This window comes from Roseateles sp. GW821-FHT09H10 (assembly GCF_059415865.1).
Genome location: NZ_JBWKOB010000001.1, coordinates 1,067,022 through 1,088,154, shown reverse-complemented (window position 1 = coordinate 1,088,154; position 21,133 = coordinate 1,067,022). Strand labels below are relative to the sequence as shown.

Annotated in this window: 14 protein-coding genes and 4 tRNA genes; 4 read left to right on the top strand and 14 right to left on the bottom strand. The window is 66.9% G+C overall.

The features are described from left to right. Window positions 1-4 precede the first annotated feature (4 nt). The 10 genes from AC07OY_RS05025 to AC07OY_RS04980 form a co-directional block, all read right to left on the bottom strand. A tRNA-Gly gene (locus tag AC07OY_RS05025) sits at window positions 5-80 on the bottom strand. 13 nt (window positions 81-93) lie between these two features. Continuing rightward, window positions 94-167, bottom strand: a tRNA-Cys gene (locus tag AC07OY_RS05020). Window positions 168-242: 75 nt separating this feature from the next. Further along, window positions 243-318, bottom strand: a tRNA-Gly gene (locus AC07OY_RS05015). A 135-nt stretch (window positions 319-453) separates the two neighbouring features. Then, window positions 454-2,868 carry an endopeptidase La gene (gene lon, locus AC07OY_RS05010; RefSeq protein ID WP_495041422.1) on the bottom strand — a complete coding sequence of 805 codons (2,415 nt, stop codon included), beginning with the start codon at window positions 2,866-2,868 and terminating at the stop codon, window positions 454-456. Window positions 2,869-2,939: 71 nt separating this feature from the next. Further along, window positions 2,940-4,208: an ATP-dependent Clp protease ATP-binding subunit ClpX gene (gene clpX, locus AC07OY_RS05005; RefSeq protein ID WP_439463518.1), complete on the bottom strand. Its 1,269-nt coding sequence runs from the start codon at window positions 4,206-4,208 to the stop codon at window positions 2,940-2,942. 135 nt (window positions 4,209-4,343) lie between these two features. Further along, window positions 4,344-4,952 carry an ATP-dependent Clp endopeptidase proteolytic subunit ClpP gene (gene clpP, locus AC07OY_RS05000; protein WP_495041421.1) on the bottom strand — a complete coding sequence of 203 codons (609 nt, stop codon included), beginning with the start codon at window positions 4,950-4,952 and terminating at the stop codon, window positions 4,344-4,346. Between the two features lie 113 nt (window positions 4,953-5,065). After that, entirely contained in the window at window positions 5,066-6,379 is a 1,314-nt protein-coding gene (tig, locus tag AC07OY_RS04995) for a trigger factor (RefSeq protein ID WP_495041420.1), read from the bottom strand. A gap of 29 nt (window positions 6,380-6,408) precedes the next feature. Continuing rightward, a tRNA-Leu gene (locus AC07OY_RS04990) sits at window positions 6,409-6,495 on the bottom strand. A 348-nt stretch (window positions 6,496-6,843) separates the two neighbouring features. Continuing rightward, window positions 6,844-10,029: an efflux RND transporter permease subunit gene (locus tag AC07OY_RS04985; protein WP_495041419.1), complete on the bottom strand. Its 3,186-nt coding sequence runs from the start codon at window positions 10,027-10,029 to the stop codon at window positions 6,844-6,846. A 13-nt stretch (window positions 10,030-10,042) separates the two neighbouring features. Further along, window positions 10,043-11,074: an efflux RND transporter periplasmic adaptor subunit gene (locus AC07OY_RS04980; RefSeq protein ID WP_495041418.1), complete on the bottom strand. Its 1,032-nt coding sequence runs from the start codon at window positions 11,072-11,074 to the stop codon at window positions 10,043-10,045. Window positions 11,075-11,324: 250 nt separating this feature from the next. Here AC07OY_RS04980 and hpnC point away from each other — a divergent pair, with 250 nt between their 5' ends. From hpnC to hpnE, 3 genes are read left to right on the top strand one after another with little or no spacing between them, the layout of a single operon-like run. Continuing rightward, the gene (gene hpnC / locus AC07OY_RS04975) at window positions 11,325-12,149 is read left to right on the top strand and encodes a squalene synthase HpnC (protein WP_495041417.1); all 825 of its coding nucleotides are present in this window, start codon (window positions 11,325-11,327) and stop codon (window positions 12,147-12,149) included. Further along, window positions 12,146-12,994, top strand: coding sequence for a presqualene diphosphate synthase HpnD (gene hpnD, locus AC07OY_RS04970; RefSeq protein WP_495041416.1), 849 nt, complete (start codon window positions 12,146-12,148; stop codon window positions 12,992-12,994). Before hpnC ends, hpnD begins: the two co-directional genes overlap by 4 nt. After that, window positions 12,991-14,304 carry a hydroxysqualene dehydroxylase HpnE gene (hpnE, locus tag AC07OY_RS04965; protein WP_495041415.1) on the top strand — a complete coding sequence of 438 codons (1,314 nt, stop codon included), beginning with the start codon at window positions 12,991-12,993 and terminating at the stop codon, window positions 14,302-14,304. Before hpnD ends, hpnE begins: the two co-directional genes overlap by 4 nt. Here the strand turns inward: hpnE and AC07OY_RS04960 are convergent. Next, window positions 14,220-15,365 (bottom strand): TIGR03790 family protein, encoded by a 1,146-nt coding sequence (locus tag AC07OY_RS04960; protein ID WP_495041414.1) that lies wholly within the window; start codon window positions 15,363-15,365, stop codon window positions 14,220-14,222. The two genes, hpnE and AC07OY_RS04960, sit on opposite strands and share 85 nt — an antisense overlap. A gap of 34 nt (window positions 15,366-15,399) precedes the next feature. On the opposite strand from AC07OY_RS04960, the gene AC07OY_RS04955 reads away from it, so the two are divergent. Further along, window positions 15,400-16,170: an IclR family transcriptional regulator gene (locus tag AC07OY_RS04955; protein WP_492693707.1), complete on the top strand. Its 771-nt coding sequence runs from the start codon at window positions 15,400-15,402 to the stop codon at window positions 16,168-16,170. A 204-nt stretch (window positions 16,171-16,374) separates the two neighbouring features. On the opposite strand, the gene pbpG is transcribed toward AC07OY_RS04955, so the two are convergent. The 3 genes from pbpG to leuA form a co-directional block, all read right to left on the bottom strand. Beyond that, on the bottom strand, window positions 16,375-17,367 hold the full coding sequence (pbpG, locus tag AC07OY_RS04950; RefSeq protein ID WP_495041413.1) for a D-alanyl-D-alanine endopeptidase: 993 nt from the start codon (window positions 17,365-17,367) through the stop codon (window positions 16,375-16,377). 365 nt (window positions 17,368-17,732) lie between these two features. Beyond that, a complete protein-coding gene (locus tag AC07OY_RS04945) occupies window positions 17,733-19,274 on the bottom strand; it encodes a 2-isopropylmalate synthase (protein WP_495041412.1) in 1,542 nt (513 codons plus the stop codon). Then, window positions 19,271-20,959 (bottom strand): 2-isopropylmalate synthase, encoded by a 1,689-nt coding sequence (leuA, locus tag AC07OY_RS04940; protein WP_495041411.1) that lies wholly within the window; start codon window positions 20,957-20,959, stop codon window positions 19,271-19,273. The genes AC07OY_RS04945 and leuA overlap by 4 nt, the downstream gene beginning before the upstream one ends. Window positions 20,960-21,133 lie beyond the last annotated feature (174 nt).

The window sequence follows — 21,133 nt, the reverse complement described above, 5'->3', positions numbered from 1 at the left end:
TTCTTGGAGCGGGTAACGAGGCTCGAACTCGTGACCTCAACCTTGGCAAGGTTGCGCTCTACCAACTGAGCTACACCCGCATGGTGTTTATTTTGGAGGCGCGGTCCGGAGTCGAACCGGACTAACCGGATTTGCAATCCGGGGCATAACCGCTTTGCTACCGCGCCGCCGTAAAACCCAAATCAAAGCCGTTGGTGCGACTTTGACGAAAAAGGGAAGCCGGGGCTTCCCTTTTGAAAAACTGGAGCGGGTAACGAGGCTCGAACTCGTGACCTCAACCTTGGCAAGGTTGCGCTCTACCAACTGAGCTACACCCGCATTGCCGGCGCAATTGCTTGCGCTTTGCAATTTCTCTGGAACGCTTTGCCTGCTCTTTCAAGCAATCTCTGCGATCTAGCGAAGCTGGCATTGTAATCCAATTTTTGGTCGGAAGACAAGCCAGCCGCACTACTTTCAGTGAGGCACCACCGTGGTCTTGGCAGCGCCGTCTTCCGGCTTGGCCGCAGCAACGGGGACTTCCTCGTCGGGCAGCGGCGCAGGCACGGATTCCAGCGCCACTTCGAGCACGCGCTCGATCCAGCGCACCGGAACGATCTCGAGCTGGTTCTTCACGTTCTCCGGAATGTCCTGCAGGTCCTTGACGTTCTCTTCCGGGATCATCACGGTCTTGATGCCACCGCGGTGCGCGGCCAGCAGCTTTTCCTTCAGGCCACCGATGGCGGTGACTTCACCGCGCAGCGTGATCTCGCCGGTCATGGCGACATCCGCGCGGACGGGAATACCGGTCAGTGCAGACACGAAGGCAGTGGTCATCGCGGCACCCGCGCTCGGGCCGTCCTTGGGCGTCGCGCCGTCAGGCACGTGCACGTGCACGTCGCGCTTCTCGAAGACCTCGTCCTTGATGCCCAGGCGGCGGGCACGCGAACGCACCACCGTGCGAGCAGCCTCGACGGACTCCTTCATCACGTCGCCGAGCGAACCCGTGCGGATGATGTTGCCCTTGCCCGGCATGGCGGTGGCTTCGATGGTCAGCAGATCGCCGCCCACTTCCGTCCATGCGAGGCCGACGACCTGGCCAACCTGGTTCTTCTTCTCGGCACGACCGAAGTCGTACTTGCGCACGCCGAGGAAGTCGTGGAGGTTGTCTTCCGTGACGACGACCTTGCTGTCGTAGGTCTTGAGCTGGATGCCCTTGACCACCTTGCGGCAGATCTTGGACATCTCGCGCTCGAGCGAACGCACGCCGGCTTCACGGGTGTAGTAGCGGATCACGCCACGCACGGCCGATTCGGTGACGTCCAGTTCCTCGTCCAGCACGCCGTTGTTCTTGCGTTGCTTGGGCAGCAGATAGGTCTGGGCGATGTTGACCTTCTCGTCCTCGGTGTAGCCCGACAGGCGGATGACTTCCATGCGGTCCAGCAGGGCCGGCGGGATGTTCATCGAGTTGGACGTGGCCACGAACATCACATCGGACAGGTCGAAGTCGACCTCGATGTAGTGGTCGCCGAAGGTGTGGTTCTGCTCGGGGTCGAGCACCTCCAGCAGCGCCGACGACGGGTCACCGCGGAAGTCCATGCCCAGCTTGTCGATCTCGTCGAGCAGGAACAGCGGATTGCGCGTGCCCACCTTGGTCAGCGACTGCAGCACCTTGCCCGGCATGGAGCCGATGTAGGTGCGGCGATGGCCGCGGATCTCCGCTTCATCGCGCACGCCGCCCAGGGCCATGCGGATGAACTTGCGGCCGGTGGCGCGCGCCACGCTCTGGCCGAGCGAGGTCTTGCCGACGCCCGGGGGGCCGACCAGGCACAGGATGGGCGCCTTGACCTTCTCGACGCGCTGCTGCACCGCGAGATATTCAAGGATGCGGTCCTTGACCTTCTCGAGGCCGTAATGGTCTTCGTTCAGCACGTCCTCGGCATTCTTGAGGTCGTGCTTGATCTTGGTCTTCTTGCTCCAGGGCAGGTTGACCAGGGTGTCGATGTAGTTGCGCACCACCGTGGCTTCGGCAGACATGGGCGACATCAGCTTGAGCTTCTTCAGCTCGGCGTCGGCCTTCTTGCGCGCTTCCTTGGGCATGCGGGCCGCGAGGATCTTCTTCTCGAGCTCCTCCATGTCGGCGCCTTCTTCGCCGTCGCCCAGTTCCTTCTGGATGGCCTTGACCTGCTCGTTCAGGTAGTACTCGCGCTGGCTCTTTTCCATCTGGCGCTTGACGCGACCACGGATGCGCTTCTCGACCTGCAGGATGTCGACTTCGTGCTCGAGCAGATCGAGCAGCTTCTCCAGGCGCTTGGCCACTTCGGCCAGGTCCAGCACGGCCTGCTTGGCGTCGAGCTTGAGCGGCAGGTGGGCAGCGATGGTGTCGGCCAGGCGACCCGGATCGTCGATGCCGCCGATGGACGTGAGGATCTCGGGCGGGATCTTCTTGTTGAGCTTGACGTACTGGTCGAACTGCTGCGTCACGGCGCGGCGCAGGGCCTCGACTTCGGGCGCATGCTCGGTCTCGGGCGGGATGGGCGTGACTTCGGCAACGAAGTGCTCGCCCGGCTCGGTGATGGAGCTGGTGGTGGCGCGCTGCAGGCCCTCGACCAGCACCTTCACGGTGCCGTCAGGCAGCTTCAGCATCTGCAGGATGCTGGAGACGCAACCGACCTCGAACATGTCTTCGGGCTTGGGCTCGTCCTTGCCGGCGGCCTTCTGGGCCACCAGCATGATCTGGCGGCCGGCTTCCATCGCGGCCTCAAGCGCCTTGATGGACTTGGGGCGCCCGACGAACAGCGGGATGACCATGTGCGGGAAGACGACGACGTCGCGCAGCGGCAGCAGCGGCAGCGTGATCGGGTCGGCGGGGAGGATGGGATGTCCGGACATGAAGACCTCTCTTTCTCAGGCCGATGTGCGGCCTGAGGGGGCGATTGCAAGTTGGAGGGCTCAGTGGCGGTTTACGCGCTGGCCTTTTGTTCGCGGTAAACCAGCAAGGGACGTGCCGAGGCGTCCTCGATGTTGTGTTCGTCCAGCACGACCTTCTCGACGCCTTCCAGCGCCGGCAGGTCGAACATGGTGTCGATCAGCGACTGTTCCATGATGGAACGCAGGCCGCGGGCGCCGGTCTTGCGAGCCAGGGCCTTGCGGGCGATGGCAGCCAGCGCCGGCTTGCGGATCTCGAGCTCGACGCCGTCCATCTCGAAGAGCTGCTGGTACTGCTTGACCAGGGCGTTCTTGGGCTCGGTCAGGATCTGCACCAGGGCGTCTTCGGTCAGTTCGCCCAGCGTCGCGACGACGGGCAGGCGGCCGACCAGTTCGGGGATGAGGCCGAACTTGATGATGTCCTCGGGCTCGCACTCGCGGAAGACCTCGGAGACACGGCGCTCGCTCTTGCTCTTCACCGTCGCGCCGAAGCCGATGCCCGACTTCTCGCTGCGGTTCTGGATGACCTTTTCCAGGCCGTCGAAGGCGCCACCGCAGATGAACAGGATGTTGGTCGTGTCGATCTGCAGGAAGTCCTGGTTCGGGTGCTTGCGGCCGCCCTGCGGGGGCACCGAAGCCATCGTGCCTTCGACGAGCTTGAGCAGGGCCTGCTGCACGCCCTCGCCCGACACGTCGCGGGTGATGGAGGGGTTGTCGGCCTTGCGCGAGATCTTGTCGATCTCGTCGATGTAGACGATGCCGCGCTGCGCACGCTCGACGTCGTAATTGCAGTTCTGCAGCAGCTTCTGGATGATGTTCTCGACGTCCTCGCCGACATAGCCCGCTTCGGTCAGCGTCGTCGCGTCGGCGATCACGAAGGGCACGTTCAACAGGCGCGCCAGCGTCTGCGCCAGCAGCGTCTTGCCGGAACCCGTGGGGCCGATCAGCAGGATGTTGCTCTTGGAGAGCTCGACCGAATCCTTGGTCGTGCTCATGTGGCGCAGGCGCTTGTAGTGGTTGTAGACCGCAACGGCCAGCGTGCGCTTGGCGACATCCTGGCCGATGACGTACTGGTCAAGGCTGGACTTGATCTCGCTCGGCACGGGCAGGTCGGACTTGCCGGCGCGCGCCGCAGGGGCAGGCGCCGGGATCTCGTCACGGACGATGTCGTTGCACAGCTCGATGCATTCGTCGCAGATGAAGACCGAAGGACCGGCGATCAGCTTTTTGACTTCATGCTGGCTCTTGCCACAGAACGAGCAGTACAGAACTTTTTCGCTGGAGGTGCCTTTTTTGTCGGCCATGGGGGTCTGCTCGGGAATGCCAGTGATCAGGCGGGTGCCTGAAATGATGATAGTCCAAACGATCTCGGGGCCCTTGTAGGGATAAGGGCCCCGATTTCGCTGCGAATCCGGGGGCCGGTTACGGCCCCTCACAACTCAGGGGCGGTGTTCCAGCACCTGGTCGATCAGGCCGTAGCCCTGGGCTTCGGCAGCGGACATGAAGTAGTCACGCTCGGTGTCCGACTGGATTTTCTCCAGGGACTGGCCGGTGCGCTCGGCCAGGATGCGATTCAAGGCCTCGCGAGTCTTCAGGATTTCACGCGCATGGATTTCGATATCCGTGGCCTGACCCTGCGCGCCGCCCAAAGGCTGGTGGATCATGATCTTGGAATTGGGCAGCGAGAAACGCTTGCCCTTGGCGCCGGCAGCCAGCAGGAAGGCGCCCATGCTCGCGGCCAGGCCCATGCACAGCGTCGAGACCTGGGGCTTGATGAACTGCATGGTGTCGTAGATGGACATGCCAGCCGACACGCTGCCGCCGGGGCTGTTGATGTAGAGCGAGATCTCCTTGTCGGGGTTCTCGCTTTCCAGGAACAGCATCTGCGCGACGACCAGGTTGGCGACGCCGTCGTTGACGGGACCGACCAGGAAGATGATCCGCTCGCGCAGCAGGCGTGAATAGATGTCGTAGGCGCGCTCGCCTCGGCCGGACTGTTCGATGACCATGGGGACCAGCCCCAGGTTGTTGGTGTCGAGAGCGCTCATTCAGGTCCTTGAAAACAGATTCAGCATCAGCCGTTATGGGGGCGGATTATGAGGTTGCAAGCAAAAGGGCGCCGAGCCTCGCGGCACGGCGCCCTCGCTGATGCCAGGGGCTATCAGTTGCCGGCAGCCATCAGCTCGTCGAACGGCAGGGCCTTGTCGGTCACCTTGGCCGTGGACAGCACGAAGTCCGTGACATTGTTCTCGACGCAGACGGCCTCGACTTCGGCCATGCGCTCGCGGTCGCTCAGGTACCAGCGCATGACTTCGGCGGGCTTCTCGTAGCTCTGCGAGAGCTCTTCGATGTGGGCTTGCAGCTGGGCCGGCTTGGCCTGCAGGTTGTTGGCCTTCACCAGCTCGGAGACCACCAGGCCCAGGCGCACGCGGCGCTCGGCTTGGGGCTTGAAGATATCGGTGGGGATCTCGGCCTTGTCGGCATCCTTGACGCCACGCTTCTTCAGGTCTTCGCGGGCCTGGGCAACCATGTTGGCGGCCTCGCCCTCGATCAGGGCCTTGGGCACTTCCAGTTCCGAAGCAGCGACCAGGGCGTCCATGACGGCACCCTTGTTGCGGGCCAGCACGCGGAACTTCACTTCGCGCTCGAGGTTCTTCTTGATGTCGGCGCGCAGGCCGTCAACCGTGGCGTCCTTGATGCCGAGGGACTTGGCGAAGGCCTCGTTCACTTCGGGCAGGTTCTGGGACTCGATCTTCTTGACCGTGACGAGGAAGTCGGCTTCCTTGCCGGCCACGTCCTTGCCGTGATAGTCCTCGGGGAACTGCAGCGGGAAGGTCTTGCTCTCGCCGGCCTTCATGCCACGCACGGCGGCGTCGAACTGCTCCAGCATCTGGCCTTCGCCGATCAGGAACTGGAAGCCTTCGGCCTTGCCGCCCTGGAAGGGCTCGCCGTCGATCTTGCCTTCGAAGTCGATGGTGACGCGGTCGCCGGCGGCGGCCACATCGGCGGCGGCGCGCTGGGCGAAGCTGCGACGCTGCTTGCGCAGGATCTCGACGGTCTTGTCGATGGCTTCGTCGGTGACTTCGCTGGTGACGCGCTCGACTTCGGCGCCGGCCAGGTCACCGATTTTCACTTCGGGGTAGATCTCGAAGGTGGCGTCGAAAGCCATCTGGCCTTCGGGCGCTTCGTTCTTCTGCTCGATGCGCGGGGCACCGGCGACGCGCAGCTGCGCCTCGTTGGCGGCGCTCATGAAGGCCTGGCCGACCTTGTCGTTGACGACTTCGTACTGCACCGAGTAGCCGTAGCGCTGGGCGACGACGTTCAGCGGCACCTTGCCGGGGCGGAAGCCGTCGGCCTTGACGGTGCGTGCCAGCTTCTTCAGGCGCGACTCGACTTCGTTGTTGATGTCAGCGGCCGCCACGTGCAGGGTGATGCGGCGCTCCAGCTTTTCGAGGGTTTCGACGGTGACGGCCATGATGGACTCGGGAGAACGGTTAAAAACAATGGTGCGCGGGGCCGGACTCGAACCGGCACGCCCGTGAAGGCGTCAGGACCTAAACCTGGTGCGTCTACCAATTTCGCCACCCGCGCAACGGGTTGGTTTTTGTTGGGCTGCTTGGAAAGCAACCCCATAGGCGATTCGGCAAACCGTCGATTGTAGCGACCTCGCGCGGCTTACCTGCCGCCCCCGATGCGCGGGGCGGCAAAACCCTAGAGCAAATATGCCCCTCGCCCATTCGCTCCCTACTGCACGTAGGCGTGCCTGAGGGGACGAGGCTGCTTACCGCATTGAGCCGAAAGCGGCCGCAGAGGGGCCGGCTCGGCGAACTGGAGTCGGACACAAGCAGTCCCTGCGGACTGCTTGTGCCTACGGAAGGCCTTGGGCCTCTGGCCCAAGGCAGGCCCTGCGCTCGGCCCGGAACACAGCGCTTAAGGCACTCAGGCCGGGCCGGGGATTTCGCTGTCCACGAACTGGCTGTGGAGGCGGCTGTGCTCCTCCTCCTTCGGCCGCACGACGCGGAACCAGGCCGCGTACATGGCCGGCAGGGCCAGCAGGGTCAGCACGGTCGCGACGATGAGGCCGCCCATGATGGCCACGGCCATCGGGCCCCAGAACACGCTGCGCGACAGCGGGATCATGGCCAGCACGGCCGCCGCGGCCGTCAGCACGATGGGGCGGAAGCGCCGCACCGCCGACTCGACGATGGCCGACCAGTCCGGCACGCCGCGGGCCCTGTCCTGCTCGATCTGGTCGATCAGGATGACCGAGTTGCGCATGATCATGCCCATCAGCGCGATGACGCCGAGCAGCGCGACGAAGCCGAAGGGCCGGTTCAGCACCAGCAGGGCCATGGCCACGCCGGCGATGCCCAGCGGGCCGGTCAGGAAGACCAGCATCGCGCGGCTGAAGCTCTGCAGCTGCAGCATCAGCAGCGTGAAGGTGATGAACAGCATGATGGGCACGCCGGCGGCAATCGAGCCCGTTCCCTTGCTGCTTTCCTCCACGGCGCCGGCGATCTGGATGCCGTAGCCGGTCGGCATCTTCTTCTGCAGCTCGTCCAGCTTGGGCCAGACTTCCTTGGTGACGGTGGCGCCCTGCAGGCCTTCGGCCACGTCGCCCTGCACCGTGACGGCATACAGGCGCCCCTCGCGCCACATGACGCCCGGCTCCCAGTCGAACTCGACCTTGGCGATCTGCGTCAGCGGAATGGCGCGGCCCGTGCTGGTCGGGACATAGGCGTTGGCGATGTCGGTGATGACGGCGCGCTCGTCCTTGGGCTGGCGCAGCACGATGTCGATGAGCTTGTCGGCTTCGCGGTACTGACCGATGACGGTGCCCGACAGCAGCGTGCGCGCCGACTGCGCCAGGCTCTGGCTGGACACGCCCAGGGCGCGCGCCTTGTCCTGGTCGACCTTCAGGCGCAGCGTCTTGACGTTCTCGTTCCAGTTGTCATTGACGCCGCGCATGTTCGGGCTGGTGCGCAGGATTTCCTTGGCCTTGTCGGCCCAGTCGCGCACGATCTTGGGGTCGGCGCCGGTCACGCGGAACTGCACCGGATAGGGCACCGGCGGGCCGTTGGGCAGCAGCTTGACGCGGCCGCGCGCCTCCGGGAACTCCTCGGCCAGCACCGCCGGCAAGCGCTTCCTCAACTCCTCTCGCTCGGCCAGGCTCTTGGGCAGCAGGATGGACTGCGTCACATTGGCCTGCGGGAAGATCTGGTCCAGCGGCAGGTAGAAGCGCGGCACGCCCGAGCCGACCCAGGTCGTCACGGTGGCAATGCTCTGCTCCTTCAGCATGCGCGCCTCGAAGCGCTTGGCCAGGGCCTCGGTCTCCTGGATGGTCGAGCCCTCGGGCAGCCACAGGTCGACCAGCACCTCAGGGCGGCTGGAGTCCGGGAAGAACTGCTGCTGCACCCGGCCCATGCCGACGATGCCCAGCGCGAACACCAGCAGCGTGATGGCGATGGTCTTCCAGCGGTTCTCCACGCACCAGCGCACGACGCGGCGGAAGCGGTTGTAGAAGGGCGTGTCGAAGAGCTCGTGCACCTCGCCATCGGCGGCCGGCTTGCTCTTGAGCAGCAGCGCGCCGAGATAGGGCACGAAATAGACGGACACGACCCAGGAGATGACCAGGGAGGCGGCCGTCACGGCAAAGATCGCGAAGGTGTACTCGCCCACCGTCGACTTGGCCAGGCCGATGGGCAGAAAGCCCACGGCCGTGATCAGCGTGCCGGTCAGCATGGGCATGGCCGTCACGTCGTAGGCGAACGTCGCGGCATGCATCTTGTCGTAGCCCTCTTCGAGCTTGCGCACCATCATCTCGACGGCAATGATGGCGTCGTCCACCAGCAGCCCGAGCGCGATGATCAGCGAGCCCAGCGAAATCTTGTGCAGGCCCACGCCCCAATAGAACATGGTCGTGAAGGTGATGGCCAGCACCAGCGGGATGGTGATGCCGACGACCAGGCCGGGCCAGATGTCGATGCGCAGCGGCCGCGTGTGCAGGCCCAGCGAAATGAAGCTGACGGCCAGCACGATGACGACGGCCTCGATGAGCACATGCACGAATTCGCCGACCGAGGTCGTGACGGCCTTGGGCTGGTCCTGGATCTGCTCGAGCTGGATGCCGGCCGGCAGCTCGCGCTCGATGCCCTTGAGCGCGACATTCAGCGCCTTGCCCATCGCGATGATGTCGCCGCCCTTGCCCATGGACACGCCCAGGGCCAGCACTTCCTTGCCCTGGTGGCGCACCTTGGTGGCCGGCGGGTCGACATACTCGCGCTTGATCTCGGCGATGTCGCCCAGCCGCATCTGGCTGGCCACACCGGTCTGCGGATTGATGGCGCGGATGGGCACCTCGGCCAAGGCCTGGGCTGTCGTGAACTGGCCCTGCACGCGGATCTGGAAGTTGGCGCTGCCGGCGTTCAGCACGCCCGCGCCCTCAACGGCGTTCTGCGCGCCGATCTGGGCGATGACCTGGCTGAAGTCCAGGCCGAGCTGGGCCAGGCGCTTCTGCGAGACCTCGATGAAGACCTTCTCGGGCTGGATGCCGAAGATCTCGACCTTGGCCACGTCCTTGACCTGCAGCAGGGCCTGGCGAACGCGGTCGGCGTGCTCGCGCAGCTCCTCGCGGCTGAAGCCATCGGCCGACAGCGCGTAGATGGAACCGTAGACGTCGCCGAACTCGTCATTGAACACCGGCCCCAGCACGCCCTGGGGCAGCGTGGAGCGCAGGTCACCCACCTTCTTGCGCACCTGGTACCAGAGGTCGGCCACGTCCTTGGGCGGCGTGTTGTCCTTGACCTGGAAGACCGTCAGCGACTCGCCCGGCTTGGTGTACGAACGGATCTTGTCCGCATGGTTCACCTCCTGCAGCGTCTTCTCGATCTTGTCGGTGACCTGATCGGCCATCTGCTGGGCCGTGGCGCCGGGCCAGAAGGCCTGGATGACCATGGCGCGGAAGGTGAACGGCGGGTCCTCATCCTGGCCAAGCTGGAAATAGGCGACAAAGCCCATCAGCATCAGCACCACCATCAGGTAGCGCGTCAAGGCCGGGTGCTCCAGCGCCCAGCGCGAGACGTTGAAACCGCCGACGTGGGGCGTCTTAGTGATATCGGGACTCATGTGCAGCCCCGGCTCAGCGTGAGGCTGCGGAAGCCGCGGACGCCACCGGTGCCGCCGTCGTGCGCGGCGGAACGTAGCGCTTGACCTTCTGGCCAGGGTTGAGCACATGCACGCCGGCGACGACGACCTCCTGGCCCGAGCTCAGCCCGCCGGCGATGATGACGTCGTTGCCTTCGGCGCCGCCCACCTGCACCGGCACCGGCTTGACCGTCATCGACGCGCCATCCAGCGTCCAGACCGAAGTCTTGCCGCCCTGCTGCAGCACGGCCGCCAGCGGCAGCTTGATGACGCCGGCCAGCTGCGGCAGGTCCAGCACGACGGTGGCGGACTGCCCGAGCCTGGCGTCCAGCTTGCCGGCGTCGGCCTTGATGAGGAAGGTGCGCGTGACCGGATCGGCCGCGGCGGCCACCTCGCGCAGCGTCAGCGGCCAGGTCTTGTCGCCGCCCCAGAGGCGCACCTTCAAGGCGCCCGGCAGACTCGCCGCAGCCTTGACCCGGGCGATCTGGTCTTCCGGCACCGAGAACACGATGTCGCGCGGCCCGTCCAGGGCTACGGTGACGACCGGCGTGCCGGCAGCCAGCACCTGGCCGGGTTCGGCATTGATGCCGGTGACGACGCCGGCCCCGTCGGCCAGCAGCTGGGCATAGCCGGCCTGGTTGCCCTGCACATCGGCCTGGGCCTTGGCCTGCTCCAGCTGCGCCTGGGCGGCCTTGAAGGCCGAGTCGCGGCGCTCCAGTTCGGCGGCGCTGATGAAACCCTGGCGCTGCAGATCGACAAAGCGCTTGTAGTCCTGGCCTGCCTGGTCCCGGTTGGTGCGCGCGGCCATGACGGCGGCGCTGGCGGCGGCTTCGGCCAGCTTCAGGTCCTGGGCATCGATGCGGGCCAGGGCCTGGCCGGGCTTGACGGCATCCCCGAGGTTCACCGTGCGGCTCAGCAGCTTGCCGCTGACGCGGAAGGACAGGCGGGACTCGGTGCGAGGCCTCACCTCAGCCGCATACTCATGACTGAGGCTGGCCGAGCCGGCGTTGACGAGTTGCGTGCGCACCGCCCGTTCCGGCTCTGGCGCAGCAGGCTGCTTGCCACACCCGGACAACAGTGCGGAAAGCAGCGCGGCCGACAGCAGGGGCGGCGCGAGACGCAAAAGATGGGGCATGCAGACCTCGGGGATGAAACGACCAGCCCTAAAATTTAATGACCGGCGGGTCAGTAATGTATTCAGACCCTGTGACAACTGTCAAACCTCGCCGAATTTCGCTGGAACATCGCGGCTTTGCAAGCGGAACTTGAGAAAAAGCTTGAGCGTCGACCACTACGAGAACTTTCCCGTCGCTTCCGTGCTGTGCCCGCCCGCCCTGCGGCCGGCGGTCGTCGCCATCTACCACTTCGCCCGCACGGCCGATGACCTGGCCGACGAAGGCGACGCCCCGACCGCCGAGCGCATCCAGGCCCTGCGCGACTATCGCGCCGACCTGGCCGCCGTGGCCGCCGGCCTGCCGCCGTCGTCGCGCTGGGCCCATGTCTACGCGCCGCTGGGGCGCCAGATGCACCGCCTGCAGCCGCCGCTGCTGCACGACCTCATTGACGCCTTCGAGCAGGACCTGACCCCGCCGCGCTACCGCGACCGCGAACAGCTGCTGGACTACTGCCGCCGCTCGGCCAACCCCGTCGGCCGGCTGCTGCTGGGCCTGTATGGCGTGGACGACGCCGACTCGCTGCGCCGCTCGGATGCCATCTGCTCGGCGCTGCAGCTCATCAACTTCTGGCAGGACTTCAGCCGCGACGGGCCCAACGGCCGCCTCTATGTGCCCCAGAGCGACCTCGACCGCCACGGCGCCAGCGCCGCCAGCGTGCTGGCCTGCCAGGACAGCCCTGCCGCCCGCCGCCTCATCCAGGACCTGTGCGCCTGGGCACGGGCCTTGATGCTGGACGGTGCGCCTCTGGCCCTGAACCTGCGCGGCCGCGCCGGCTGGGAACTCCGCCTGGTCGTCCAGGGCGGCCTGCTCATCCTCGACAAGATCGCGGCGCGTCATCACGACAGCCTGCTGCACCGCCCCTCAATTGGGGTTTGGGACGGCCCTCGCCTGCTCTGGCGCGCCCTGACAATGCGGGCCGCACCATGAGTCCAGAGCAATACGTCCAAGAGAAGGCCGCCGCGAGCGGCTCCAGCTTCTATTACGCCTTCCTGTTCCTGCCGCCGCCGCGGCGGGCAGCGATCACGGCCTTCTATGCCTTCTGCCGCGAGGTGGACGACGTCGTCGACGAGACCCACGACGCCGGCGTCGCCGCGACCAAGCTGGCCTGGTGGCGCAAGGAGGTGGCCAGCGCCTTTGCCGGCCAGCCCAGCCACCCGTGCATGAAGGCGCTGATGCCGCACACCGCCACCTACGACATCCGCCTGGAGCACCTCAACGCCGTCATCGAGGGCTGCGAGATGGACCTGCAGCAGACCCGCTACCTGGACTACCCCGGCCTGGCGCGCTATTGCCATCTGGTGGCCGGCGTCGTCGGCGAGGTCGCCAGCGCCATCTTCGGCCGCACGCAGCCGCAAACCGTCGAGTACGCCCACAAGCTGGGCCTGGCCATGCAGCTGACCAACATCATCCGCGACGTCGGCGACGACGCGCGGCGCGGGCGCGTCTATCTGCCGGTGCACGAACTGCAGCAGTTCGGCGTCAAGGCCAACGAGATCCTGCTGCGCAGCAAGCCCTGGGGCTATTCGGACCGCTTCACCGCGCTGATGAAGTTCCAGGCCGAGCGAGCGCACCGCCTCTACGACGAGGCGCTGGCCCTGCTGCCCGAGGTCGACCGCGCGGCCCAGAAGCCCGGCCTGATGATGGCCAATATCTACCGCGCCCTGCTCGTCGAGATCGAGCGCGAGAACTTCCGGGTGCTGCACCAGCGCATCGCGCTGACACCGGTGCGCAAGCTCTGGATCGCGATGAAGACCAACTGGCGCGGCAAGTGAGCCGCGTCGCCATCGTCGGTGGCGGCTGGGCCGGCATCGCGGCGGCCGTCGCGCTGGCCGATGCAGGCCACGACATCACCGTCTTCGAGATGGCGCCCCAGCTGGGCGGGCGGGCGCGCAGCGTGGCGGGTGAACCGCCTTACGACAACGGCCAGCACATCCTCATCGGCGCCTATCGCGAAAGCCTGGCGCTGATGGCCCGCCTTGGTGTCGATAGCGGCCAGGTGCTGAAGCGCCTGCCGCTGGCCCTGCCCTATCCCGGCGAGCCGGGCCTGCGCCTGCCGCCCGGCTCGCCGCTGATCGCCTTCACGCGCGGCGTGCTGGCGCATCGCGGCTGGCCGATTTCGGCACGTCTGGGCCTGCTGATGGCTGCCGGCAGCTGGCTGGCGCGCGGCTTTCGCTGCGACGCGAAGCTGAGCGTTGCCGAGCTGTGCGCTAGCCTGCCGGCGCCAGTGAAACGCGACCTCGTCGAGCCGCTGTGCGTGGCCGCGCTGAACACGCCGGCGCCCCAGGCCAGCGCCCAGGTCTTTCTGCGCGTGCTGAAGGACGCCCTCTTCAGCGGCCCCGGCAGCGCCGACCTGCTGCTGCCCCGCCGGCCGCTGTCCGAGCTGCTGGCCGGCCCGGCCACCGCCTGGCTGGGCGAGCGCCTGCGCCTGGGCGCCCGCGTGCAGAAGATCGAGGCCGGATGGCGCGTGGACTGTGGCTCTGGCGGCGAGGCCTTCGACGCCGTCGTGCTGGCCTGCACCAGCGTCGAGGCCGCGCGCATGACGGCCGGCATCGCGCCCGCCTGGTCGGCCACCGCGGCCGCCCTGGGCTTCGAGCCCATCATCACCGTCTATCTGCACAGCCCCGGCAGCGCCCTGCCCTCGCCGATGCTGGCCCTGCGCGAGGGGCCAGACGCACCCGCCCAGTTCGTCTTCGACCATGGCGCCCTGGGCGGCGCTCCCGGGCGCTTCGCCTTTGTCGTCAGCGGCGCGGCGGCCTGGGTGGCGCGCGGCGGCTGCGCCGAGGCCGTGCTGGCCCAGGCGACACGCGAAATCGCGTGGACCACGCCTCCCGTCATCGACAAGGTGCTGACCGAGAAGCGCGCCACCTTTGCCTGCACGCCTGGCCTGGCGCGGGCCCCGGGCCGCATCGCACCGGGCCTGTGGGCCGCCGGCGACTACATCGCTGGCCCCTACCCCGCCACGCTGGAAGGCGCTGTGCGCGCCGGCCTGGCCGCAGCTCAGGGCGTGGTCGCTGACGCCGGCGCGGGCGCTGGGACGGCAGCGAAGGGCGCCGCCAGCGGTTCGCCGACGAAGACCCCCTGAGCCGGCCAGGCCACGCTGTGCCAGTAAGCCTCCAGGGCGCTCAGCCCTTGGGCATAGGCCGCGATCAGCATCTGCGGATGCGGGAACTTCTGCAGATGGTTGCAGGGCTCGCTGACCGCGCCATAGCTGGCCGTCGCGCCGGCATCGATCCAGTCGAGGATGCTCATCTGGCCCTCGGTGGCCGGCGCCCTGTCAAGCAGGCCGCCGGCCGAGGTCAGGTGGTCGGCCAGTGCACCGGGCAGCCATTCACCGCCCAGCGGCTTGGGGACGCGTATCAGGCCGGTCTGGTAGACCAGGGTGCGGCGCAGCGCCGGCAGGGCATCGCTCTTCACGCGCGCCACCTCGAAGCCCGCCACGCCCGGCACCGCGCCGGACGGCGGAAACAGGCGTTCGCGGACATTGCGCGCCGCATCCGGCGTGGACGCCAGATAGGCCATGGCCGGCTCGGCGCTGCCCGCGGCCAGCGTGTGGTCGGCGGCGATGCCGCGCTCGATCATGGCCATGGCCGCCGGCACCGAGCGCGCGGCCAGCTGCATGGTCGGCCGCAGGCCGATGACCAGCCAGGGCTTGGCGCCGAAGTAGGACGTGTAGGGACTGGTGCGCGTGGCGGCGCAGGACTGCGCGCAGACACCGGCCTGCAGACCCATGCCCAGGGCGCTGGTCAGCGAGTTGCAGTCGACGGCATAAGGCTGCACCCAGGCCAGCGCCAGGCCGTTGACATGCTCGGGCATCTGGCTGCGGATGGCCTGGTCCAGTGCGGCGAACTCCTCGCGCGTGAGGCTGGGGCGCTGCGGCAGCTGCACGCGCAGGATCTGCTCCGCCGGGATGCCGCGGCGCTTGGCGTAGTACTCACCCACGGCGACCGAATAGGGGTCGGCCGTGTTGATGACCAGGCCGAGCTCCGCGGCCGTGATGCGGCCATAGAAGCGCGGCGCCCGTCCCCAGCGGCTCTCGCTGGCGGCAGCCGGCGCTGAAGCCGGCTCGGCGGCCTGGGCCGCACCCAGGCCGCCGAGCAGCAAGGCCAGCCCGAATTGCCACCTCCTGAAGCCCGCTTTCGCCATACAAAACACAGGCAATCTCCCCCACAATGACGGCATGAAATCCAAAGAGGCCCAGCAGACCCCGGCGATCCAGGTGCTGGAGCGCATGTTCTCGCTGCTGGATGTGCTGGCTCAGCACCAGGATCCGGTCTCGCTGAAGGCCCTCTCCGAGGCCACGGGCCTGCACCCCTCCACGGCCCACCGCATTCTCAATGACCTGACGCTGGGCCGCTTCGTGGACAGACCCGAAGCGGGCAGTTATCGCCTCGGCATGCGCATGCTGGAGCTGGGCAACCTCGTGAAGGCTCGCCTGGACGTGCGCGACGCCGCCCTGCCGGCCATGCGCGAACTGCACAAGTTCACCCACCAGCCGGTCAATCTGTCGGTGCGCCAGGGCGACGAGATCGTCTACATCGAGCGCACCTATTCCGAACGCTCGGGCATGCAGGTCGTGCGCGCCGTCGGTGGCCGCGCGCCCCTGCACCTCACGTCGGTCGGCAAGCTCTTCCTGGCCAGCGACGACAGCCCCCGCGTGCGCGCCTATGCGACGCGCACCGGCCTGTCCGGCCACACCCGCAACAGCCTGACCGACATCGGTTCGCTGGAGCGCGAACTGGCCATGGTGCGCCAGCGCGGCATTGCCCGCGACGACGAGGAACTGGAGCTGGGCGTGCGCTGCATGGCCGCCGGCATCTACGACGACCAGGCCAAGCTGGTGGCCGGCCTGTCCATCTCCGCGCCGGCCGACCGGCTGGAGGAGAGTTGGGTGGTGCGCCTGAAGGAAACTGCGGCGCAGATCTCGTCGGCGCTCGGGCACCGGGCCTGAACTGAAGCCCCTCGCTCAGTCGCGCCTCGCTGAACGCTGGCGCGCCTGATCGCCCCCCCGAGGGGACGGCGATGCTTGGCGGATTGACCGCCAAGCACATCGCCACAGCGGGCCGGCTCGGGAGCGGCCCAGCGCTCGGCCCGAAAGCGTGATCAGAAAGCAAAAGCGGCGCCTCGGCGCCGCTTTTGCATGGGGGACGGTCGTTCAGAGCTTGGCCGAGGCCGTCGCCGTGTCGCCCTGGCTGGCCAGCCACTTGCGCATGCGCTCGGCGTCGGCGATCCGCGAGGCCTTGCCGCTGGAATCCAGGAACACCATGATCAGCTTGCGGCCGGCCATGCTGGCCTGCATGACCAGGCATTTGCCGGCCTCGTTGATGAAGCCGGTCTTCTGCAGGCCGATATCCCACAAGGGGTTGGCCAGCAGACCATTGGTCGAGCGGAACTGCACCATGCGCTTGCCCAGGGCGACGCGCGCCTCGCGGGAGGTGGACAGGTCGCGCAGCAGCGGCATCTGGCTGGTCGTGTTGACCAGCTTGGCCAGGTCGGCGGCGCTGCTCTGGTTGCGGCTGGACAGGCCAGTGGGCTCGACATAGTGGGTGTCGACCATGCCCAGGCTCTGGGCCTTGGCATTCATGGCGGCGACAAAGGCCTCCAGGCCGCCGGGATAGTTGCGGCCCAGGGCATGGGCAGCGCGGTTCTCGCTGGCCATCAGGGCCAGGTGCAGCATGTCGCCGCGCGTCAGCGTCGTGCCGACGGCCAGACGGGAGCGCGTGAACTTCTCGGTGTCGATGTCGTCATCGCTGACCGAGATCTTCTCGTCCAGCGACAGGCCGGCTTCCACCACCACCAGGGCCGTCATCAGCTTGGTGATGGAGGCGATGGGCAGGACGGCCTGGGGATTCTTGGAGAACAGCACCTCGTTGGTGTCCTGATCCAGCACATAGGCCACGCTGGACTTCAGGGCCAGCGGGTCGTCCACCTGATGCAGGCCGGCGACCTGGCCGAAGGTCGGTACCGCCGGGATGACGGGGGCGGCCCGGCGCAGCACGACTGAGCGCAACTTGCGCGCGGGCGCGGTGGCGCTCTTCGCAGCGGTGCGGGTGGCTTTGGATTTGCTGTTGTCGGCGGCAGCCGTGGCGGCGCCAGGCAGGGCGGCCAGGAAGGCGAGGCTCAGGAAAGCGGCGGCAAATGTCTTCAACGGAGGTCCCCAACGCAGGGCGGCAGTGTACGTGACGCCAAAAGTACCGACAAGATAAGAACTTAAGTGAGATACCTCAAGTGAATTCACCCAGGCTTGCCACCGGCTCTTTTCGCTTCGCAGCGGGCTCCAAACGCTCACAAGTAGGCCTTGGCTGACAAGCTAGGGATATCGGGATCTGCCCCAAATCCGCCGCCAGCCCACCCGCACGCTGCTTGCGGGTGACCTCTGGCCGTGATTCTGCGGGCGCGGCAGGCCCCCTGCCCCCAGAGCAGCGGGGCGTTTACGCGCCAGATTCCACGTCGCGTGGTAACGATTGCGACAGCCGTGACCGGGGTCACGGCGGTTACAGCGCCTCCCGGCGCCTAGCCTTGAGCCGCGACCCGCTCGGCCTTGCTCTGCAGCTTGTTCAGCGCGCTCAGGTAGGCCTTGGCCGAGGCCACGATGATGTCGGGGTCGGCACCCACGCCGTTGACGACACGGCCGGCATGCTGCAGCCGCACCGTCACTTCACCCTGGGATTCGGTGCTGCCACCGGTGATGGCGTTGACCGAATACAGCAGCATCTCTGCGCCCGACTGCACGACCGACTCGATGGCCTGCAGCGTCGCGTCCACGGGGCCGTTGCCATCGCTCTCGGCGCGGTGCTCCTGGTGGCCGATGGCGAAGACGATCGCGGCGTGCGGACGCTCGCCGGTCTCGCTGCGCTGGGCCAGCGACAGCAGGCGGTAATGCTCGGCGTCGTTGATGACGGACTCGTCCATGACGAGGGCGACGATGTCTTCGTCGAAGATCTCGTTCTTGCGGTCGGCCAGATCCTTGAAGCGCTGAAAGGCGGCGTTGATCTCGGCCTCGCTCTCCAGTTCGATGCCTAGCTCTTGCAGCCGCGCCTTGAAGGCATTGCGGCCCGACAGCTTGCCCAGCACGATCTTGTTGGCGGCCCAGCCCACGTCCTCGGCGCGCATGATCTCGTAGGTGTCGCGGGCCTTCAGCACGCCGTCCTGGTGGATGCCACTGGCATGCGCGAAGGCATTGGCGCCGACGACGGCCTTGTTGGGCTGCACGACGAAACCGGTGGTCTGCGAGACCAGCTTGGAAGCCGGCACGATCTGCGAGGTCTCGATGCCGACGTCCAGCCCGAAATGGTCGCGCCGCGTCTTGACGGCCATGACGACTTCCTCGAGCGAACAGTTGCCAGCGCGCTCGCCCAGACCGTTGATCGTGCACTCGACCTGGCGCGCGCCGCCGATCTTCACGCCGGCCAGCGAGTTGGCGACGGCCATGCCCAGGTCGTTGTGGCAGTGCACGCTCCAGATGGCCTTGTCGCTGTTGGGCACCTTCTCGCGCAGGCGGCGGATGAAGTCGCCGTACAGCTCGGGAATGGCATAGCCGACGGTGTCGGGAATGTTGATGGTGCCGGCGCCTTCCTTGATGACGGCCTCGCAGACGCGGGCCAGGAAGTCGATGTCGGAGCGGTAGCCGTCCTCGGGCGAGAACTCGATGTCGCCGCAGAGGTTGCGCGCAAAGCGCACCGCCAACGTCGCCTGATCCAGCACCTGTTCGCGCGTCATGCGCAGCTTCTTCTCCATATGGAGTTCGCTGGTGGCGATGAAGGTGTGGATGCGCGCCCGATGCGCCGGTGCCAGGGCTTCGGCGGCCCGCGAGATGTCGCGATCGTTGGCACGGGCCAGGGAGCAGACGGTGCTGTCCTTGACCGCCGCCGCAATCGCCTTCACCGCCTCAAAGTCGCCATTGCTCGACGCCGCAAAACCGGCTTCGATGATGTCGACCTTCATGCGCTCCAGCTGGCGGGCGATGCGCAGCTTCTCTTCACGCGTCATGGACGCACCGGGCGACTGCTCGCCGTCGCGCAGCGTCGTGTCGAAGATGATGAGCTTGTCGGTCATCGCACGTTTTCCTCTCGAATCTGGGGAGCGGCCACCGGCGCACGAGACAGGCCGGACAGGATGGCCTGCATGGACGCACGCACGATGCTGCCATCAATGCCCACGCCGTGGCGAGTCACATCCCCAACACGCAGTTCCAGATAGGCCACGGCGCGCGCGTCGGCACCGCTGCCGATGGAGTGCTCGTGGTAGTCCAGCACGCGCACGTCCTGGCCCAGGCGCGAGGACAGCGCATTGACGAAGGCGTCGATGGGACCGTTGCCCTCGCCTTGCACATGGCCCATCCAGCCGCCCAGCACGACCTCAGCCGACAGGCGCATCGCGCCGCCCGCCACCTCGGTCATCTGCGGCTGCACGACCGAGGCGCCGGCATTGCCGATGCCGTATTCGCGCTCGAAGATGGCGTAGATGTCGGCTGCGGTCAGCTCCTTGCCTGCGTCGTCCATGACGCGCTGCACGACCTGGCTGAACTCGATCTGCAGGCGGCGCGGCAGCTCCAGCCCGTACTCGGCCTCGAGCAGATAGGCGATGCCGCCCTTGCCGGACTGGCTGTTCACGCGGATGACGGCGTCATAGCTGCGGCCCAGATCCTTGGGGTCGATGGGGAGGTAGGGCATGTCCCAAATCTCCCCCTCCTGGCGGGCCGCGAAGGCCTTCTTGATGGCGTCCTGGTGGGAGCCCGAGAAGGAGGTGTAGACCAGGTCGCCGACGTACGGGTGGCGCGGGTGCACCGGGATCTGCGTGCAGTGCTCGACGCAGCGGCGCACTTCGTCGATGTCGGAAAAGTCCAGCTGCGGGTCCACGCCCTGGGTGTAGAGGTTCAGCGCGATGTTGACGAGGTCGACATTGCCGGTCCGCTCGCCATTGCCGAACAGGCAACCCTCGACGCGGTCGGCGCCGGCCATCAGCGCGAACTCGCCCGCCGCGGTGCCCGTGCCGCGGTCGTTGTGCGGGTGGACAGACAGCACGATGCTGTCGCGGCGCTCCAGGTTGCGGTGCATCCACTCGATCATGTCCGCAAAGATATTGGGCGTGCTGTGCTCCACCGTGGACGGCAGATTGATGATGCACTTGCGCTCGGGCGTCGGCTCCCACACGGCCGTCACCGCATCGACGACACGCTTGCTGAAGGCCAGTTCGGTGCCGGAGAACATCTCGGGCGAATACTCGAAGCGCCAGTCCACGCCCGGCCGCGCGGCGGCCAGTTCCTTGATCTGGCGGGCATGCGAGGACGCAAGCTCGACGATGCCGTCTTCGTCCGTGCCCAGCACGACGCGGCGCATGATGGGCGCGACGGCGTTGTAGACGTGGACGATGACGTTCTTCGCGCCGTCCAGCGACTCGAAGGTGCGCTCGATCAAATGGGCGCGCGCCTGGGTCAGCACCTGGATGCTGACGTCGTCGGGGATGTGACCGCCTTCGATGAGCAGGCGCACGAAGTCGAACTCGGTCTGCGATGCCGACGGGAAGCCGACCTCGATCTCCTTGAAGCCGATCTTCACCAGCTGCTGGAACATGCGCAGCTTGCGGGCAATGTCCATGGGCTCGATCAGGGCCTGGTTGCCGTCACGCAGGTCGGTGCTCAGCCAGATCGGCGCGCGGGTCAGCACGGCGTCGGGCCAGGTGCGGTCCGGCAATGCGACGGGTGCGAAGGAGCGGTACTTTTGCTGCGGTTGCTTCAACATGGTGAGTCCATCCGGTGGGGGTGGGCGCAACCTGCAGCATTCGGAAAACGAGAACGGCCCGCTGCGGTTGCATACGGGCCGTTGGGGTCAGGTGTGAGCGTGTACGTGCGCGACTGACTAGCGAACCCGTGGTTCCTCTAGGGCTAGTAGCAGGCTAATTCGCGTGGCGCGGCT

What these genes read in the sequence shown, in the direction of transcription:
- lon (WP_495041422.1), bottom strand. Translation starts at nt 2,868, where the DNA reads ATGTCCGGACATCCCATCCTCCCCGCCGACCCGATCACGCTGCCGCTG.
- clpX (WP_439463518.1), bottom strand. Translation starts at nt 4,208, where the DNA reads ATGGCCGACAAAAAAGGCACCTCCAGCGAAAAAGTTCTGTACTGCTCG.
- clpP (WP_495041421.1), bottom strand. Translation starts at nt 4,952, where the DNA reads ATGAGCGCTCTCGACACCAACAACCTGGGGCTGGTCCCCATGGTCATC.
- tig (WP_495041420.1), bottom strand. Translation starts at nt 6,379, where the DNA reads ATGGCCGTCACCGTCGAAACCCTCGAAAAGCTGGAGCGCCGCATCACC.
- AC07OY_RS04985 (WP_495041419.1), bottom strand. Translation starts at nt 10,029, where the DNA reads ATGAGTCCCGATATCACTAAGACGCCCCACGTCGGCGGTTTCAACGTC.
- hpnD (WP_495041416.1), top strand. Translation starts at nt 12,146, where the DNA reads ATGAGTCCAGAGCAATACGTCCAAGAGAAGGCCGCCGCGAGCGGCTCC.
- AC07OY_RS04960 (WP_495041414.1), bottom strand. Translation starts at nt 15,365, where the DNA reads ATGGCGAAAGCGGGCTTCAGGAGGTGGCAATTCGGGCTGGCCTTGCTG.
- AC07OY_RS04955 (WP_492693707.1), top strand. Translation starts at nt 15,400, where the DNA reads ATGAAATCCAAAGAGGCCCAGCAGACCCCGGCGATCCAGGTGCTGGAG.
- AC07OY_RS04945 (WP_495041412.1), bottom strand. Translation starts at nt 19,274, where the DNA reads ATGACCGACAAGCTCATCATCTTCGACACGACGCTGCGCGACGGCGAG.
- leuA (WP_495041411.1), bottom strand. Translation starts at nt 20,959, where the DNA reads ATGTTGAAGCAACCGCAGCAAAAGTACCGCTCCTTCGCACCCGTCGCA.